The organism is Parvibaculum sp., from assembly GCF_049651025.1.
Classification (GTDB): domain Bacteria; phylum Pseudomonadota; class Alphaproteobacteria; order Parvibaculales; family Parvibaculaceae; genus Parvibaculum.
This window is the reverse complement of sequence record NZ_JBASBH010000111.1, coordinates 24,402-41,941: the sequence shown is the minus strand read 5'-3', so window position 1 is coordinate 41,941 and position 17,540 is coordinate 24,402. Positions and strand designations below refer to the sequence as shown.

The 17,540-nt window shown below is 60.5% G+C and carries 16 protein-coding genes; 11 read left to right on the top strand and 5 right to left on the bottom strand.

The features are described 5' to 3' along the window. Nucleotides 1-357 precede the first annotated feature (357 nt). From WA943_RS14950 to WA943_RS14940, 3 genes are read left to right on the top strand one after another with little or no spacing between them, the layout of a single operon-like run. Nucleotides 358-972 carry a shikimate kinase gene (locus WA943_RS14950; protein ID WP_424470691.1) on the top strand — a complete coding sequence of 205 codons (615 nt, stop codon included), beginning with the start codon at nt 358-360 and terminating at the stop codon, nt 970-972. Continuing rightward, nucleotides 965-2,086, top strand: a complete 1,122-nt coding sequence (gene aroB, locus WA943_RS14945) for a 3-dehydroquinate synthase (RefSeq protein ID WP_424470690.1) — start codon at nt 965-967, stop codon at nt 2,084-2,086. The genes WA943_RS14950 and aroB overlap by 8 nt, the downstream gene beginning before the upstream one ends. Continuing rightward, nucleotides 2,086-3,372, top strand: a complete 1,287-nt coding sequence (locus WA943_RS14940; RefSeq protein ID WP_424470689.1) for an HlyC/CorC family transporter — start codon at nt 2,086-2,088, stop codon at nt 3,370-3,372. The genes aroB and WA943_RS14940 overlap by 1 nt, the downstream gene beginning before the upstream one ends. Nucleotides 3,373-3,434: 62 nt before the next feature. Here the strand turns inward: WA943_RS14940 and WA943_RS14935 are convergent, their stop codons facing one another. Beyond that, on the bottom strand, nt 3,435-3,716 hold the full coding sequence (locus tag WA943_RS14935; protein ID WP_424470688.1) for a BolA family protein: 282 nt from the start codon (nt 3,714-3,716) through the stop codon (nt 3,435-3,437). 90 nt (nt 3,717-3,806) lie between these two features. On the opposite strand from WA943_RS14935, the gene WA943_RS14930 reads away from it, so the two are divergent. From WA943_RS14930 to cobT, 3 genes are all read left to right on the top strand, one after another. After that, nucleotides 3,807-4,481: a J domain-containing protein gene (locus tag WA943_RS14930; RefSeq protein ID WP_424470687.1), complete on the top strand. Its 675-nt coding sequence runs from the start codon at nt 3,807-3,809 to the stop codon at nt 4,479-4,481. 174 nt (nt 4,482-4,655) lie between these two features. Continuing rightward, nucleotides 4,656-5,627: a cobaltochelatase subunit CobS gene (gene cobS, locus WA943_RS14925; RefSeq protein ID WP_424470693.1), complete on the top strand. Its 972-nt coding sequence runs from the start codon at nt 4,656-4,658 to the stop codon at nt 5,625-5,627. Nucleotides 5,628-5,638: 11 nt separating this feature from the next. Next, nucleotides 5,639-7,546, top strand: a complete 1,908-nt coding sequence (cobT, locus tag WA943_RS14920; protein WP_424470686.1) for a cobaltochelatase subunit CobT — start codon at nt 5,639-5,641, stop codon at nt 7,544-7,546. Nucleotides 7,547-7,634: 88 nt separating this feature from the next. Here the strand turns inward: cobT and WA943_RS14915 are convergent, their stop codons facing one another. Continuing rightward, the gene (locus WA943_RS14915) at nt 7,635-8,357 is read right to left on the bottom strand and encodes a dienelactone hydrolase family protein (RefSeq protein WP_424470685.1); all 723 of its coding nucleotides are present in this window, start codon (nt 8,355-8,357) and stop codon (nt 7,635-7,637) included. Between the two features lie 229 nt (nt 8,358-8,586). On the opposite strand from WA943_RS14915, the gene WA943_RS14910 reads away from it, so the two are divergent. After that, the gene (locus WA943_RS14910; protein WP_424470684.1) at nt 8,587-9,684 is read left to right on the top strand and encodes an esterase-like activity of phytase family protein; all 1,098 of its coding nucleotides are present in this window, start codon (nt 8,587-8,589) and stop codon (nt 9,682-9,684) included. Here the strand turns inward: WA943_RS14910 and WA943_RS14905 are convergent. From WA943_RS14905 to WA943_RS14895, 3 genes are all read right to left on the bottom strand, one after another. Further along, complete coding sequence (locus WA943_RS14905) at nt 9,650-10,339, bottom strand: hypothetical protein (RefSeq protein WP_424470683.1); 690 nt, start codon at nt 10,337-10,339, stop codon at nt 9,650-9,652. The two genes, WA943_RS14910 and WA943_RS14905, sit on opposite strands and share 35 nt — an antisense overlap. A gap of 112 nt (nt 10,340-10,451) precedes the next feature. After that, nucleotides 10,452-11,615, bottom strand: a complete 1,164-nt coding sequence (locus WA943_RS14900; RefSeq protein ID WP_424470682.1) for an acetyl-CoA acetyltransferase — start codon at nt 11,613-11,615, stop codon at nt 10,452-10,454. Nucleotides 11,616-11,645: 30 nt separating this feature from the next. Beyond that, a complete protein-coding gene (locus WA943_RS14895) occupies nt 11,646-12,044 on the bottom strand; it encodes a Zn-ribbon domain-containing OB-fold protein (protein WP_424470681.1) in 399 nt (132 codons plus the stop codon). Nucleotides 12,045-12,191: 147 nt separating this feature from the next. Between WA943_RS14895 and WA943_RS14890 the strand changes: the two genes are divergently transcribed. The 4 genes from WA943_RS14890 to WA943_RS14875 all read left to right on the top strand — a co-directional run bounded on the left by WA943_RS14890 (nt 12,192) and on the right by WA943_RS14875 (nt 17,512). Continuing rightward, a complete protein-coding gene (locus WA943_RS14890; RefSeq protein WP_424470680.1) occupies nt 12,192-13,103 on the top strand; it encodes a thioesterase family protein in 912 nt (303 codons plus the stop codon). Between the two features lie 30 nt (nt 13,104-13,133). Beyond that, entirely contained in the window at nt 13,134-14,132 is a 999-nt protein-coding gene (locus WA943_RS14885; RefSeq protein WP_424470679.1) for a Gfo/Idh/MocA family protein, read from the top strand. A gap of 398 nt (nt 14,133-14,530) precedes the next feature. Continuing rightward, nucleotides 14,531-16,120, top strand: coding sequence for an AMP-binding protein (locus tag WA943_RS14880; protein ID WP_424470678.1), 1,590 nt, complete (start codon nt 14,531-14,533; stop codon nt 16,118-16,120). Between the two features lie 60 nt (nt 16,121-16,180). Next, on the top strand, nt 16,181-17,512 hold the full coding sequence (locus WA943_RS14875) for a spinster family MFS transporter (RefSeq protein WP_424470677.1): 1,332 nt from the start codon (nt 16,181-16,183) through the stop codon (nt 17,510-17,512). The last annotated feature ends 28 nt before the right edge of the window (nt 17,513-17,540 follow it).

The window sequence follows — 17,540 nt, the reverse complement described above, 5'->3', positions numbered from 1 at the left end:
CATTCTGAACCGATGGCTGGGTCGATTGACCGAGGTAGATGAGGCCGCCGACGGCGGCCACCGCCAGAATGACGACGACTGCGAGCAGGCGAAATGCGCTATTCATACTCTTGTTGGTCCCTTTGGCTTGCCCCAGCATCTGGCCGAGCGGACGGTTGAATTTCCACTTTATGCCTAGCTTGCGGCGAAATTTGGGCGCAAGCAAAGCTCCGGTGCTATAGGTGAGATGCCCCGTACTGCCCGCGCCCGATGGCTGGAATCGCAGTTTGCCACAGTCTGGCGCTGCTTGAACCAGCGTTCGGTTCGGACCGATAAATATTTGGGCTTGTCTGATTTGTAAAATAGATCGAAGGGACTATGTCGACCGAGACTCAACAAAAGGCGTCCGCCGCGCCGGAGGGCCCCGTGCCACGGCTCGATCCCGCGCCTCTGCCCGAGCGGTCGATCGTGCTTGTCGGCCTGATGGGCGCGGGCAAGACGACCGTTGGCCGCCGCCTCGCCCAAAAGCTCGGCCTGCCCTTCGTCGATGCCGACATCGAAATCGAACGCGCGGCCGGCAAGACCATCCCCGAAATATTCGAGCATCACGGCGAAGCGGCCTTCCGCGACGGCGAGCGCCGCGTCATCGCCCGCCTGCTTGAAGACGGCCAGCGCGTCCTCGCCACCGGCGGCGGCGCGTTCATGGACGAGACGACACGCGCGAATATAGCCGCGCGCGGTATATCGGTCTGGCTGCGCGCCGACCTCGACGTGCTGATGCGCCGCGTCGCCCGACGCGCCAACCGCCCGCTGCTGAAACAAGGCGATCCGCGCAGCGTGATGGAGCGACTGATCGGCGAGCGCTATCCTGTCTATGAAAGCGCGGACATCACTGTCGAAAGCCTTGAAGGCCCGCATGAAGTCGTCGTCGACGACGTGATTTCGAAACTGGAAGAGTTCCGCAAAAGCGCGGAGAAAACGTCGCATGAGTGAAGCACCCGTGAAAACCGTCCGCGTCGAACTGGCTGATCGCGGCTACGATATTCTGGTCGGACCGAAGCTGATCGCGCATGCGGGCGAGCATCTGAAGCCGCTGCTGCGCCGCGCCCGCGTCGCCATCGTCACCGATGAAACCGTGGCGAGCTTTCATCTGAAGACACTTGAAGCGAGCCTCGATACGGCGGGCATTCGCCACGAAGCCATCGTGATGCCGCCCGGCGAGGCGACGAAACGCTTTTCCGAGCTTCAGCGCCTGACCGAATGGCTGCTCGAAACGGGCGTCGAACGCGGCGATCTCGTCATCGCGCTTGGCGGCGGCGTCATAGGCGATCTGACCGGCTTTGCCGCTTCGATCACCCGGCGCGGCGTCGACTTCGCGCAAATTCCGACAACGCTTCTCTCGCAGGTCGACAGCTCGGTCGGCGGCAAGACGGGCATCAATACGCCGCAAGGCAAGAACCTCGTCGGCGCCTTCTATCAGCCGCGCCTCGTGCTCGCCGACACAAGCGCGCTTGAGACGCTGCCCATGCGCGAGCTGATGGCGGGCTATGCCGAAGTGGTCAAATACGGCCTCATCAACGACCGTCCCTTCTTCGACTGGCTCGAAGCAAACCTCGACGCGATCAAGGCGGGCGATGTTGCGGCACGCACCCATGCCATCGTCAAAAGCTGCGAGGCGAAAGCGCATATCGTCGCGATGGACGAGCGCGAGAGCAATGTCCGCGCACTGCTCAATCTCGGCCATACTTTCGGCCACGCGCTTGAAGCGGCGACAGGCTTTTCGGATCGTCTCGTCCATGGCGAAGGCGTCGCAGTCGGCATGGCGCTTGCCTTCGATCTCTCCGTGCGCCTCGGTCTTTGCCCCGGACAGGACGCGCTGCGCCTGCGCCGTCACCTTGAACGCGCCGGATTGCCCAACAAGCTTGCCGATGTACCCGGAACGCTTCCCGACGCAGACGGCCTGATTGCCCTGATGGGTCAGGACAAGAAAGTGGTCGACGGCAAACTCACCTTCATCCTCGCACGCGGCATCGGCGAAGCCTTCATCACCCGCGACGTCGACGCAGCCGAACTTCGTGCCCTGCTGAAGGAGCGAGAGACCGCCTGATGAGCACCCTCGGCCTGGAGCTGACGATCGCCGCGATCATCCTGCTGCTCGCCATGTCGGGATTTTTTTCCGGCTCGGAAACGGCTCTCACCGCCGCATCGCGCGCGCGCATGAACCGGCTCGCCGAAGAGAAAAACAAACGCGCCGCATTGGTGCTGAAACTCACCGACGACCTCGAACGCCTGATCGGCGCGCTGCTGCTCGGCAACAACCTCGTCAATATTCTCGCCTCGGCACTGGCGACCAGCGTCTTCATTGCGGTCTTCGGCGATGCGGGCGTCGTCTATGCGACGCTGCTGATGACAGCCCTCGTCGTGATCTTCGCCGAGGTGATGCCGAAAACCTACGCGATCACCAACACCGACCGCTTCGCGCTGGCCGTCGCGCCGCTGGTGCGCATCGTGCTGCTGCTCTTTGCGCCGGTCACGACCGCCGTACGCTTTATCGTGCGCGGTACGCTCGGCATCTTCGGCATCGACGTCAGCGAGACGGTCAATGTTCTGTCGCCGCATGACGAGCTGCGCGGCGCGATCAACCTGCATCTGCGCGAAGGCGGCGTCGTCAAGCGCGACCGCGACATGCTTGGCGGCATTCTCGACCTGAGCGATCTCGATGTCGGCGACGTCATGGTTCACCGCAAGAACATGACCATGATCGATGCGTCCGCCTCCAACGAGGAGATTGTTACAGAAGTGCTGGCCGCGCCGCATACGCGCATTCCGCTCTGGCTGGACGAGCCTGAAAACATCGTCGGCGTGTTGCATGTGAAGGATCTCCTGCGCGCCATGGCGGGCGCCAACTGGCAGCCCGACGCCATCAGGATTCTCGACGTCGCGGTCGAACCCTGGTTCGTTCCAGACACGACGCCGCTTCCCAAACAGCTCAACGCCTTCCTGCGACGCAAGACCCATTTCGCCCTCGTCGTCGACGAATATGGCGGCCTGATGGGGCTCGTTACGCTTGAAGATATTCTGGAGGAAATCGTCGGCGATATTTCCGACGAGCACGATATCGACCGCGCCCGCATTCGCATCCAGAGCGACGGCTCGGTGATTGTCGCAGGCGCGGTTCCCATCCGCGACCTGAACCGCGCCCTCGACTGGCACCTGCCCGACGAGGAAGCGACAACGGTTGCCGGTCTCGTCATTCACGAAGCCCGCGCCATTCCGCTGGTCGGACAGGCCTTCAACTTTCACGGCTTCAAATTCGAAGTCCTGCGCCGCCAGCGCAACCAGCTCGCGGTTCTCCGCGTGACGCCGCTGTGGGCGAAAGCCGCAGGCGAATAAGCCGGTTTGCATTTCCTGATCGTCATGCCCCCGCTCGACCGGGGCACAACGGAAATAGAAAACTAGTCCAGTTTTGCCATCTCGCCGGGCGTCAGCGTCTTCAGCGCCAGCGCGTGGATCGGATTTCCGATTTCCTCGGCCAGAACCGCCGTCACCATGCGATGGCGGGCAACGCGGGTTGCACCCTCGAAAGCGGCCGAGACAATCACCACATTGAAGTGTGTTTCCACGCCCGGGCGATGCCCCGCATGGCCGCGATGCTTGTGGGATTCGTCTTCGACAACAAGATGCGAAGGCGCAAATGATTTTTCGAGCTTTTCGCGGATGGTTTCAGCAACGGTCACGCAACACCTCTTTAGGTTTTAGTGCTATTGTCCTCGACCCTAAACGTTGCGTGCCCTATTTGCACATTCAGCTAACTTCATAGTCGGGTCGTGAACTTGTCTTCCAAATATTTCGACAGCATCCGCATCGCCCCCCGCAAGCAGCGGGGCCTTGAGGGAACGGCGGAAGCGCGCGAGGCGCAAAAGGCGAAAGCCAATCAGCGGCCCTGCGACTGGGACGGCTGCAAGGGCGTCGGCCAGCACCGGGCACCCGCGCCCGGCATTGCCGGGCAGGAACTCAATGGCCGCGAAAGCAATTATCGCTGGTTTTGTGCCGACCACATCCGCAAGTTCAACCAGAATTACGACTTCTTTCAGGGCATGTCGGACGCCGAAGTCGCGAAATTTCAGCGCGACGGCCTGACCGGACACCGCCCGACATGGGGCCTCGGCGTAAATGCCGCACCCGGCTACAGCCAGGGTTTCGGCCCCAAGGCGAAACGTGGCGGCGCAGCATTTCGCGACGCATTCGAACTTTTCGGCGATGCCGCTGCGTCAGGGCCGGATGCGCCCTCCCCGCGCCGCAAAACCAAGCCATTGCAGCGACAGGCTTTGCAAACTCTGGGGCTTGAGGACACCGCGTCCTTGAACGAAATTAAGTCCCGGTATAAGGAACTTGTGAAACGACACCATCCGGACGCAAATGGCGGCGACCGATCCGCCGAGGATCATTTGCGCAAGGTAATCCAAGCCTATGATTACCTCCGAAAGAGCGGCTTCTGCTAATCTGCTGCGGATTTGAAATCTACGGCGGACTTGGGTCAATCGGAGCACAACTCCGCTGCCCCAAGGCAACGCGACGCAAGCAGAGCCACCCGATCTCGAAACCTGGTCAGTCTTGAAAACAAGACGGCATGACTTTGGAAGCAGGGTACGATGAGCTTAGAAGTGACTGGCAGCATGTCCCAGAACTTGCCGGACAGACAGGTCAACGTCCGCGATGTCTTCAAGATCAATGTGGACATGCAGGTACCGGCGTTCTCGGAAGCGAACGAATATGTGCCGGATCTTGACCCGGACTATCTGTTCGACCGCGACACCACACTCGCCATTCTTGCGGGCTTTGCCTTCAACCGTCGCGTGATGGTTCAGGGCTATCACGGCACCGGCAAATCGACGCATATCGAGCAGGTCGCGGCGCGTCTCAACTGGCCTTGCATCCGCATCAACCTCGACAGCCATATCAGCCGTATCGACCTTGTCGGCAAGGACGCCATCGTGCTGCGCGAAGGCAAGCAGATCACGGAATTCCGTGAAGGCCTGCTCCCCTGGGCACTGCAGCACCCCGTCGCCCTCGTATTCGACGAATATGATGCGGGCCGCCCGGACGTGATGTTCGTGATCCAGCGCATTCTCGAAGTCTCGGGCAAACTGACGCTGCTCGATCAGAACCGCGTCATCCGCCCCCACGCCGCCTTCCGCCTCTTCTCGACGGCAAACACCGTCGGTCTTGGCGACACTTCGGGCCTCTATCACGGCACGCAGCAGATCAACCAGGGTCAGATGGACCGCTGGAACATCGTCACGACCTTGAACTATCTGCCGCATGACGCCGAAGTGAACATCATGCTGGCCAAGACCAAGTCCTATCAGACGGAAGAAGGCCGCAAGAAGATTTCGGCCATGGTCCGCGTCGCCGATCTGACGCGCTCCGCCTTCATCAATGGGGACATCTCGACCGTGATGAGCCCGCGTACTGTGCTCACATGGGCCGAGAACACGGAAATCTTCGGCGGCGATGTCGGCTTTGCCTTCCGTCTCACCTTCCTTAACAAGTGCGACGAGCTTGAGCGCGCGACGGTGGCCGAGTTCTATCAGCGCTGCTTCGGCGAAGACCTGCCGGATAGCGCCGCCCATATTCTGGTCGCCTGAGCAGCAGGACGATGAAGAGCAAAGAAGGCCCAGTCGAACCCTTCAAGCGTGCGCTGACGACAACCATGCGCACGATTGCGGAGAACGCTGAGCTGAATGTCACGTTCGGCACGGAACCTCCGGGCCTGCGCGGCCTTCGCGCCCGCTTGCCGCTGCCAAGCCGCACCCTGCCGCCTGAAGAGGTCGCGCAGGTGCGCGGCGTTTCGGACTCCTATGCGCTCCGCCTCGCCCATCACGACGAGAAGGTGAATGCCCGCCTCCAACCCGAAGGCGGCAATGCGCTTGCCGTGTTCGACGCGGTCGAGCAAGCCCGCTGCGAGGCCATTGGCGCGAACCAGATGAAGGGCATGGGGCAGAATCTCGCCGCCGCCCTTGAGCAGCGTGCGCAGGCGCGCGGCTATAACCGCATCAAGACACGCGACGAGGCACCGCTTGCCGAAGCCGTCGCGATGATCGTGCGCGAGGAATTGACCGGCGAAGCGCCGCCGCCCTCATCGAAGACGCTGGTCGATCTCTGGCGTCCATGGATCGAGGAAAAGGCAGGCAAGGACCTGAAGCGCCTGCACGGGCTTTCTGAAGACCAGACAGCTTTTGCGCGCGTGACGCGCGACATTCTCGTCGACCTCGACATGGGTGCCGAACTCGGCCAGTCGCAAGACGACAATTCGCAGGACAATGACGACGAGGACGGCGATGCCGATCAATCCTCGCAGGAAAGCCAGTCGGGCGAAGCCGAACAGCCAGAAGGCTCCTCCGCCGAAAAGGTCGAGTTTTCCGAAGGCGAAGGCGAGGAGGGCGACGAACAGACGGTCGAAGTCGAAAGCGACGACGTGCCGATGGACGGCGACACCGACGAGGCCAGCGAAGGCAACCAGCCCTGGCGCCCAAACGGTCCCGGCGACGATCGCAATCGCGAACCGATCTACAAGGTCTTCACGGCGCAATATGACGAAGTGATCGCGGCGGAAGACCTCTGCGATGTCGAGGAACTCGCGCGCCTGCGCCAATATCTCGACCAGCAGTTGCAGCAGATGCAGGGCGTCGTCTCGCGCCTCGCCAATCGCCTGCAGCGTCGCCTGCTCGCCAAGCAGAACCGCACCTGGGAATTCGACCTTGAAGAGGGCATTCTCGATGCCGGTCGCCTGACGCGCGTCGTCACCGATCCGATGCATCCCCTGTCGTTCAAGATCGAACACGACATGAATTTCCGCGACACGGTCGTGACGCTGCTGCTCGACAATTCAGGCTCGATGCGCGGCCGCCCGATCACGGTTGCGGCCATGTGCGCCGATATTCTGGCGCGCACGCTGGAACGCTGCGCGGTGAAGGTTGAAATCCTCGGCTTCACGACCCGCGCCTGGAAGGGCGGCCAGGCGCGCGAGCGGTGGCTCGCCGACGGCAAGCCCGCCATGCCCGGTCGCCTCAACGATCTGCGCCACATCATCTACAAGGCTGCCGACAGCCCGTGGCGTCGCGCGCGGCGCAATCTCGGCCTGATGATGCGCGAGGGACTGCTGAAGGAGAATATCGACGGCGAAGCGCTGATCTGGGCGCATAACCGCCTTCTCGCGCGCCCTGAGCAGCGCCGCATACTGATGGTGATTTCCGACGGCGCGCCTGTCGACGACTCGACGCTCTCCGTCAATGCGGGCAATTATCTTGAGCGCCATCTGCGTAGCGTCATCGAACAGATCGAAACGCGCTCGCCTGTGGAACTCATCGCCATCGGCATCGGGCACGACGTCACGCGCTACTATCGCCGCGCCGTCACGATTGTCGATGCCGAGCAGCTTGGCGGCGTGATGACCGAAAAACTCGCCGAGCTTTTCGACGATGAAAGCGGCCCGCGTCGTGGAGGCAGATCGGCCACACGCGTGAAAAAAGGCGTCTCGATGAAGGCCGCGCGCTCGGTGCGCTGAAATTCCTGCCGTCGGCTTCTTTGGTCCTACGCTCTCTATTCGTCATGCGCGGGCTTGATCCGACCATGACGGATAGACAGAGCCTCCCCTACCCCAAATTCTTCTTTAGGAAATCCAGCGTGCGGCTCCATGCGAGTTTCGCGTCGGCCTCGTCGTAACGAGCCGTTGTCGGATTGGCGAAGGCGTGATCGGCCTCGTACCAATAGAGCTGACAAGCCTTGCCCGCTTCCTTCATCGCCGCCTCGAAGCCCGCAACCATCTGGTGATTGATATTGGCATCCCGATTGGCGAAATGGCCGAGTACCGGACCTTTAAGATGCCGCAACTCGTCGGCCGTTCGATCGACCCGCCCATAATAGATGACCGTCGCCTCGACCGGACGCCGGATGCTCGCGGCAAGCGACCAGCCGCCGCCAAAGCACCAGCCAAGCGTAGCGACACCGCCTTCGACTGAAGGCGAAGCGCGCAGCCAGTCGATCCAGGTACTGAGCGTTTCGTCCGCATCTTTATCCTGAACCGAAGACATAAGAGACTTCGCGGTAGCAGCATCGCCATTTGCGGCGACCTTGCCTCCATAGAGGTCGATGGCCAAAGCGCCATAACCAAGCCGCGCACATTCGGCCGCCACCGCCTTGATCTGATCGTTGAGACCCCACCATTCGTGAATGAGCAGGAGAGCGGGTGCTTTCGCGGCGGCAGGTTCTGCCCAGGCTGCGGATATGTCGCGGCCTGACGGAGTTTTGATCCTAACTGTATGAAGCTGGCCTGCCGCATCCGCTGCCAGCGCCGGGTTGCGCAAAATTTTGGCCAAAGGCAATGCGGCGCCTGTCGCCAACAGGGCTCTGCGACTGATCCCGCGCCGCAACGGTGGTAATGCTGCGTTGTTTTTCGTCATCTTCCGCCTCCCACGAACCGGCTGACGCTTGTGAATGGCTTGAGCCCCGATATGATGCCTCGCGCATGCGCTTCGCGTCTATGCGCACGCGATAACGACTCTTTGAAAATCAGGCGTCCGAAATGGCGTCATATGAGGCAAGTTGATGGCGTGGCGTAATGGCAATCGGCATCTGGTGCGCGTGCTTGTCGCAGCCGCGCTTCTATCGGCAGGCAGCATTGCCCCGGTAGCGGCAAAAACTCCCGTCACCGCCGAAACCGTCAAGATCGAGCTTGCAAGCAAGCCCGTCCGCTGGAACCCGACGAACCGCAACGACATGGACGCGGGCGAGCTTGAATGGGCCGGCGGTATCGAGATTACCTCCACGCACAAGAAATTCGGGGGCTGGTCGGGCCTTGCCGTCAGTACTGACGGCTCCACGCTGCTTGCCGTGTCGGATGAAGCGCAATGGCTGACCGCACAAATCCTCTATGACGAAAAGGGCCGCCTGTCGGGCATCGGCGAAGGTCGGATGGCGCCGCTCCTCGGCCTCAATGGCAAGCCGATCGACAGCAAGGCCTATGGCGATGCGGAAGGGCTGACGGCGGCGCGTTCCGATCCGCTCAAAGGCGATGTCTATGTGAGCTTCGAGCGTCATCACCGCATCTGGCGCTATGCGCTCGGAGAGCATGGATTCCAGGCCCGGCCCGAACAGCTCATCACGCAGCGCGAACTCGGCAAACTGCCCGCCAATGAAGGCATCGAGGCGATAACGGCGCTTGCGCCCGCAATCGGCGGCAACAAGCAGCGCCTCCTTGCGATCAGCGAGAATGCGCGCGATCCGCGCGGCAATGTGCGCGCCTTCCTGATCGAAGGAAAATCCGTGAAGCGCCTTTCGGTGCGTCTCAACGATCCCTTCCGGCCAACTGATGTCTCGCCGCTGCCCAATGGCGATTTCCTATTGCTGGAGCGCAGCTTTTCGCTTCTCGCAGGCGTCGGCATGCAATTGCGCCGTGTCCCCGGCTCCGACGTAAAGCCCGGCGCAGTGCTTGATGGCCGCGTGCTGCTCGATGCAGACCGCAAGCGCTCCATCGACAATATGGAAGGCATGTCCATCCGCAAGGACGACAAGGGCGATATCTGGGTCTATCTGATCTCGGACGATAATTTCAATCCACTTCAGCGCACCCTTCTGATGATGTTCCGCCTGAAGCCCGATCCGCAGGTGCTCAGGCTCCCCCGTAGCCCGAAGCCGGGCGAATGACGCGACGGCACATCTGCGTCGGCAAAAGCTGCAACACCGCCCATATGAGCTGAAGCCCTGCAAGCGCGGCAAGGCGCGGCCATGCCTGCTCGCTCCAGTCGCCCCGCATCGCTGCATGAAAAACGACCGTGTAGACAAGCCCGCTCGATAGCGCTGCAATCAGCGGCGCTTCCCACCATGGAATCCCGCGCAGCCAATCGAACATGTAAATGCCGATGATTTGTCCCGCAAACATCGCGACGGCAAAAGCGGCCGCCAGCGCAACAGGTGCTACCTCGCGCTCAAACGAAGCGATGACGCCTTCCGATATCGCCCAATAAATACCGCCACCGACAATCGCCCAGGCCAGCAGGACCGAGTTGAAGGCAACGGAAGGACCATAGCGTCTGCTGGTGAGGTTCAGAACGAAGAAGGAGAGCGGCACGAGCAACACGCCCCAGGTGAGCCAGCCGTCGGCGGCGGGATCGAGCGACGCATCGAAACTCTTCAGAAAACGGAAATCGGTCGCCGGTTCGGCGCGCAGAAGCCAGATCACACCGAACGATGCCAAAAGCCCGAGCGTCGGCAGAACAAGCTCGGCCACCGCCGTCAGCGCCCGCGTAACAGGCCCCGCAGGCTTTGGCGGCCCGCGCCGGTCAACTCCCGTATCCAGCATGGCAACTCCCCCCACTCTACAAGGCCAAGTCTAGCCATGCTTGCCCGGAGCGGAAAGCAAAACGGGCCGTTACGATTAACAGCCTGGCCCACGGACCGACGTGTTAACCAACCTACAGAGCCGCCTCGGTTCCCCAAATTGTGGTGGATTCCGTGGACAAAATACCGCCATTGCCGTGACATAGCGCAACATCGACATCCTTGACCTGACGGGCGCCCGCCGCGCCGCGTAGCTGTTCCACCGCTTCAATCTGGAGGAACATGCCGTACATGCCGGGATGCAGGCACGAAAGTCCCCCGCCATTCGTATTGACGGCCAGCGAGCCCCCCGGCGCGATAGCCCCGGACTCAACAAAGGCACCGCCCTCGCCCTTTTTGCAAAAGCCGAGATCCTCGAGGAACAGGATCGTGTTGATCGTGAAGGCGTCGTAGAGCGCCAGCACGTCAATATCTTTCGGCGCAACCTTCGCCATCTCATAAGCGTCGCGCCCAGAGTTCAGGGCAGGTGTCACGGTCAGGTCCGCCATGCAGGCAATGTTCGAATGGCTGAGCGACGTACCACCGCCCAAAAAGTAAACCGGCTTCTGCGCCAGATTGCGCGCACGATCTGCACGCACCATGACAAGTGCGCCCGCTCCATCCGTCACCAGACAGCAATCGCGTACGGTCAACGGATCGGAGACCATCCGGGAGTTCAGCACATCTTCGATGCTCAATGGATCGCGCGCGAACGCCTGCGGATTGAGTTGCGCCCATTGACGCGCCGCAACAGCAACGGAGGCAAGCTGCCGCCGCGTGGTGCCGTATTCATGCATGTGACGCGCGGCCGCCAAGGCATAGGCGGTAACGGGCAAACGTGGTGAATAGGGATCGACATGCGGATCGGTGCCCGCGGCATTGATTGTCTTGCCGCGCTTGATCGCGCCTGTTCGCTGCGTCGAGGCGTAGCAGATCAGCGCCACATTGCAGAGACCAGCCCGCAGAGCCAGCGCTGCATGAATGCAGTGAGACTCAAAGGCTGAACCTCCGATCATCGTGCCGTCGACAAAGCGCGGCCGAATGCCGAGATATTCCGACAATGATACCGTGTAGAAGGGATTATGCGTCTGCGCACCGAAAATGCCATCCACGTCCTGAATCGTAAGACCGGCATCGGAAACCGCCTTGAACGCCACCTCGGCGCTCAATTCCAGTATCTCGCGATGTGGCTCCGCTTCACCGACCGCCGCAAGCCCCATACCGGCAATTGCGACTCTACCCCTCAATCCGTCAAGCACGTGCTTCTCTCCTGAAAACTTCGTTCGCGACTAGCTTGCCGACGGTGTGAAAACGACGACCGGCACTTCGTCTTGTCGGACAATTTTTGCGGTAACGGCCATGCCGATTTTGACCGCGTCGGGTGCGATATCCTCGACGCGGGTCATCATGCGCGGGCCTTCGGCAAGCGCCACAATGGCGACATTGTAAGGGCCCCCTTCACTGTCCTTGCGCCGCACCACGCTTGTTGAATAGACGGTCGCCTTGCCGCTCGCCTTGACCCAGGCAAGCGCATCGGCGCCGCAATAGGGGCAAATGACGCGCGGATAAAACACATGCGCCGTGCATCCGCCGCATTTCTGAATGTCAAAGCTCCCCCCCGCGAGACGCTCCCGGTATTGGAATTCATGCCCATTGCCCATGAAGCTCGGGCTCTCGGAAACGTTCATCGCAAATCTCCGCTTCATTCGCCTATGGAGGCCGTGACCCAAATAATTTCACTATGCAGATTACAATTTCATATATAAATTCTCGGCCAAGTCAACGTCCGATAGCCCCCGCATGTGGATTTGCTTCGGTTCAAGTGAGAAATGACGATGATTGAGTGCTACCGCGGCACGGCCAATAGCTGGGAATGCGACGAGAACGATCACCTCAATGTCCGCTTTTTCCTCGACAAGGCGGCGCAAGCAAGCGAGCACCTGCTCCATGCGACCGGCTTCGGCCGCGCCCGCCGCGCCGCTTCGGGCCTCGAGGCGCACACAAGCGACAGGCACATTCGCTACCATCAGGAGCAACGGCGCGGCGCAGGCGTCTACATCGTCAGCGGCATTCTTTTCGCAACGCCCGGAAGCCTTCGCATCCTGCACGAGATGAGAAGCATCCGCTCCGACAAGCTCGCGGCAACATTTGTTGAAACAGTGAACTGCGTGATCGCTGCCAACGCACAGCCTGCGGAGTGGCCCAGCGACCTCCTGGAGCGGGCGAGCCGATTTACAGTTGAGATGAGCGCAAACGCGGCCCCGAGAGGCGTCGAACTTGCCCCTCCGCGCGCAATGCCGACGCTTGATGAAGCCACGAGCCTCAATATGCCGCAGATTTACCGCGGGATCGTCGACGAATCCCAATGCGGGCGCAACGGGCTCGCGCCGGCCCGGCTCTATCTCGGCATTATCGCCGACGCGATTCCGCGCTTCGGGCCTGCTGCCGTCGCAAGCAGCGAAAAGCCGAAGGCCAGAATGGGCTCCGCCGTTCTGGAGCAGCGGCTGGTGCATCGCGGAATCTTGCAAGCAAACGATCTCGTCATTTGCCATGCGGGCGTCAAAGCCGTGACGGAAAAAACGATGCGCACAATCATCTGGCTCTTCAATGTCGAAACCGGTGACTGCCTGCTCAGCGTCGACAGTATTGCAATCAATCTCGACCTCGAGCGCAGACGGGCAGTGGCCATGCCCGAAGACAGACTTACCTTCATGAAGTCGATCGCATTGCCTTCACTCGCTGTTTAACCCGGACCGGACAATAAGGAACCGAGCAACATGACCAATCCGCTGCGCATAGGCATTCTGGGTTGCGCGAAGATCAATCAGGTAGCGATTATCGACGCGGCGCGGCAAGTTCCCGAGATTGCACTCGCCGGTATCGCCTCGCGCGATGCGGCGAAGGCAGAGGCCTATGCGCGAGAGCACGGGATCGCGCACGCCTATGAAAGCTATGAGGCCTTGATCGCCGACCCCACCATCGAGGCCATCTACAATCCCCTGCCTAACAGCATGCATCTGGAATGGACGAGCCGCGCCCTTGAGGCTGGCAAGCCCGTGCTTTGTGAAAAGCCGATCGCCGCCAATGCGCTCGAAGCGCTCGAAATGGCCGCCGCCGCAAAAAAAGCCGGATTGCCGCTCGTTGAGGCCTTTCACTATCGCTATCACCCTGTCGCGCAGCGCCTCACCGATATCGTCAGATCCGGTGTGCTCGGCAAGCTCGAGCATATTGAGGCAGGCTTCACTATCCCCGGAGATCGGCTGAAGTCGGACAATATCCGCTTCCAGCGGCGCCTCGGCGGCGGGGCGACGATGGATGTCGGCTCCTACTGCATTAACATCCTGCGCCTGGCCAGCGGAGAAGAGCCGCACGTTGTCAAGGCGAAGGCCGATCTTGTCGCCCCGGATGTAGACCGCGCGATGAACGTGGAATTCGTTTTCCCCGGCGGATATAGCGGCAACCTGCAATGCTCGCTCGCACATGATGAGTACAAAAGCTGGCTGACCGTCAGGGGACAAAAGGGAAAGCTCCACATTGACGGACCATTCATGCCGCAACGCGGCCACTCCCTCGCCTTGACGATCGGTGAGCGGACTTCGGCGGAGATCCTGGACATAACGCCAACCTACGTCTTTCAGGCGCGTGAATTCGTGAAAGTCGTGCGCGAAGGCTTGCCGATCCGCACCACGGTGGAAGATGGCGTCGCCAATATGAGAGTCATAGACGCTGTATATCGTGCCGCGGGCATGTCACCGCGCGGTTCCGAACGCAATTAACCAACCGTTCGACCACGCCGGTTCGTGGTTGAAATAGTCCGCGCTTCATTCGAACATTCTGATCACAGAGATTTGGGGTCGAATTGCCCCTCGCGCAATTCGCGCTTGCGCCACGGGCTCAGCCGGCCGGAAATTTTCGGCTATGAACGCTCGGATTAAAATAAATGGCCTTTTTATTTCTCTCTGCGGAACTATCTTTCATTTATCATTGACTGCAAAAGCGAAAGCGTTTCAGGTAACCGGGCAGATCGCGCGGCCTCTCTGCAATCCTGTTCGACAGGAAGACAGGCGCAATGCCTGAGCACTTCGACATGATTGCATTTCGGGCTCACCCCCCGATGGCCGCTCGCAAAACCGGGTTCAGAAACTCGCGCAAACAAAAATCGAAGAGCGACGTCATGACTACCAGCACATCGAACACCACAGCGCAGCCGACGCTGGACCGCCAAACAGCGGAATCGCAAGGCATGGCGCTTGCCTATTTCGCTCAGCTAGTCCCCGACGGCCCGGCCGTCATTTCGCCAACCGGCAATAGGTCGTTCAAAGAATTGAATGCCCGGGTAAACCAGCTCGCGCATCTTTTCCGGGCGTATGGACTGAAAGCGGGCGACGGCATCGCGATCATCTGTTCAAACCGCACCGAATTCGTCGAAGTCTATTACGCCTCCATGCGTTCAGGCTTGCGCTTCACGCCGATCAACTGGCATCTCACCGCCCATGAAGCTGGCTATATCCTCGACAATTGCGAAGCCAAGCTCGTTTTCGGCGATGTGATATGCGCCGATGTTTGCGCAGGCGCGATCAACGACGCGCCGCGGCTCATATGGAAACTGGCAATCGGCGGCGACATTCCCGGCTTCGAAAGCTACGAAGCGGCAATTGCCGGACAACCAGATCATGACGTAAGCGATCCGTCCCTGGGCAACGACATGCTCTACACATCGGGCACCACAGGAAAACCGAAAGGCGTTTTCCGCCGTAAGCGGCCCGGCCCGTCGAATACCTCAATCGCCTCGAATAAACTCGCGGCCTTTGTCCCCGGCAAGGATCTAATGCTGGTGCCGGGGCCCATCTATCATTCGGCAGGGCTTCATACCAATCTGCACAAGGCAATTATCAACGGCATCGGCGCCGTCATCATGCCGAAGTGGGATCCCGAAGAAGCGCTGAAGCTGATCGAGCGTCACAGGATTACGCATGCACACATGGTTCCAACCATGTTTCATCGTCTCTTGAACCTGCCCGATGAAGTTCGCACCAAATATGACGTTTCCAGCCTGCGATGGCTCATTCATGGCGCAGCGCCCTGCCCGGTCGATCTGAAAAAGAAAATGCTCGATTGGCTCGGTCCGATCATCGTCGAGTACTATGGATCAACCGAAGGCGTCGGCGTCTGCATTATGCCTGATCAGTGGCTGCGGAAGCCCGGCAGCGTTGGCTGCCTGCGCGAAGACAACAGCATCGAAATCCGCAACCCGGATGGCAAGGTCGCAGCTCCCGGCGAGACCGGCTACGTCTATTTCCATCTCCCCGAAGAGGTGCGGTTCGAGTATTTCAAGTCGCCAGAAAAAACCACCGCGACCTTCGATGGCGATTACTACACCGTCGGCGATATCGGTTATGTCGACGAAGACGGCTTTCTGTTTCTCGTTGGCCGCGACGCGGAAACGATCATTTCCAATGGCGTCAACATTTATCCGCAGGAAATCGACGACGTGCTGGCGCTGCATCCGGCGGTTCTCGAAGCCTGCACCGTCGGCATCCCCGACAGCATTGCCGGCGAGACAGTTCATTCCGCGATCAATCTCAAGCCAGGCGTTACCGGCAACGACGAGTTGGCGGAAGAACTGATCGCCTTCACCAGATCGCATCTGGCGGCATTCAAATGCCCTCGCAGCGTGGAATTCGTCAGAGAGGCGCTTCCCCGCCTTCAGGCCGGGAAAATCCTGCGCAACAACGTACGCGCCTGGTACTGGCCCAAGAAATAGCTCGCCGCCGCGCAATCGCGCAATTGCCGAACAACAAGACAAACAGGAGGAAGCTGGCGAATGGCTCAAGAGTCGACATCAACCACAGCCGATGTGGTCGCCAGTGCCGCGATTGCGGAGACAGGGCCCAACTATCGTCGATACGTCCTGTTCCTCCTTGTACTTGCCTACACTTCAAGTCACGTCGATCGTAATATTCTGGGCATTCTGATCCAGCCGATCAAAGCCGAACTTATGCTCACCGACACGCAGCTCGGCTTCCTGTCCGGAATTGCTTTTTCATTTTTCTACGCGACACTCGGCATCCCGATCGCGCTACTCGCAGACCGCTCCAACCGCCGCAACATTATCGCCGCCGCCATCGCCATCTGGAGCGGCATGACAGCCGTTTGCGGCCTCGCCCATAACTTCTGGCACCTTGCCCTTGCACGCATAGGCGTAGGCATCGGTGAGGCAGGATCAAGCCCGCCGTCGCTCTCGATCATCACTGATCTTTATCCTCGCGAGCAACGCTCAGCCGCCATGGCGATCTACTCACTCGGCACCTATTTCGGCGCGATGCTCGGCCTCGTGATCGGCGGCTGGGTCGCGCATTACTACGGCTGGCGCATGGTCTTCTTCATCGTCGGCTTGCCGGGGCTCATCATCGCGCTTCTCGTTCGCTATACAATCGCAGAGCCGAAACGCACGATGCCAATTCCGGCCGCGGGAGGCCTGCCCGGCAAGAGCCGGGTTCTTGATGGCTTCAAACATCTATGGCGGATGAAGACGACACGGCACCTGCTGGTAGGCGGATCGCTTTCCGCAATGTTCGGATATGGCAGCACGATCTGGGCGGCCGCATTTCTGTCGCGTAGCCACGGTTTCACCTCGGCAGAGATCGGCACAATCATCGGCCCGATCCTCGGCATTTGCGGCGGTCTCGGCTCGCTTTCAGGCGGCTACCTTGCAGACTATCTCGCAGCACGCGACATCCGCTGGAATGCCTGGATGGTCGGCATTGCCAAGGCCCTCGCAATCCCGTTCTTCCTTTGCTTCTACCTGGTCGGAAACTCGACGCTCGCGATCCTGTGCTTCATACCCGCGACCTTTTTCTCCGCGTTTTCGCAAGGTCCGGTATTCGCCATGATCCAGAGCCTCTCGCCCGGGAGCATGCGCGCGCTCAACGCGGCGATCATGCTTTTCATCTTCAATTTGATCGGCCTCGGCCTCGGGCCCCAGATGATCGGCATCGCAAGCGATCTTCTCTCGGGCTATGCCGGCGAACAGAGCTTGCGTTATGCCCTCGTCCTTGCATGCGGCGTAGGTATCTGGGCCTCCGCTCACTATTACATCGCGGGCGGCAAGCTGCCGGTCGACACGGCAACGGCGGCCAAGAACGGCTACGGATGATCGAAACGGCCGTGCTGCGGCCCCGCCT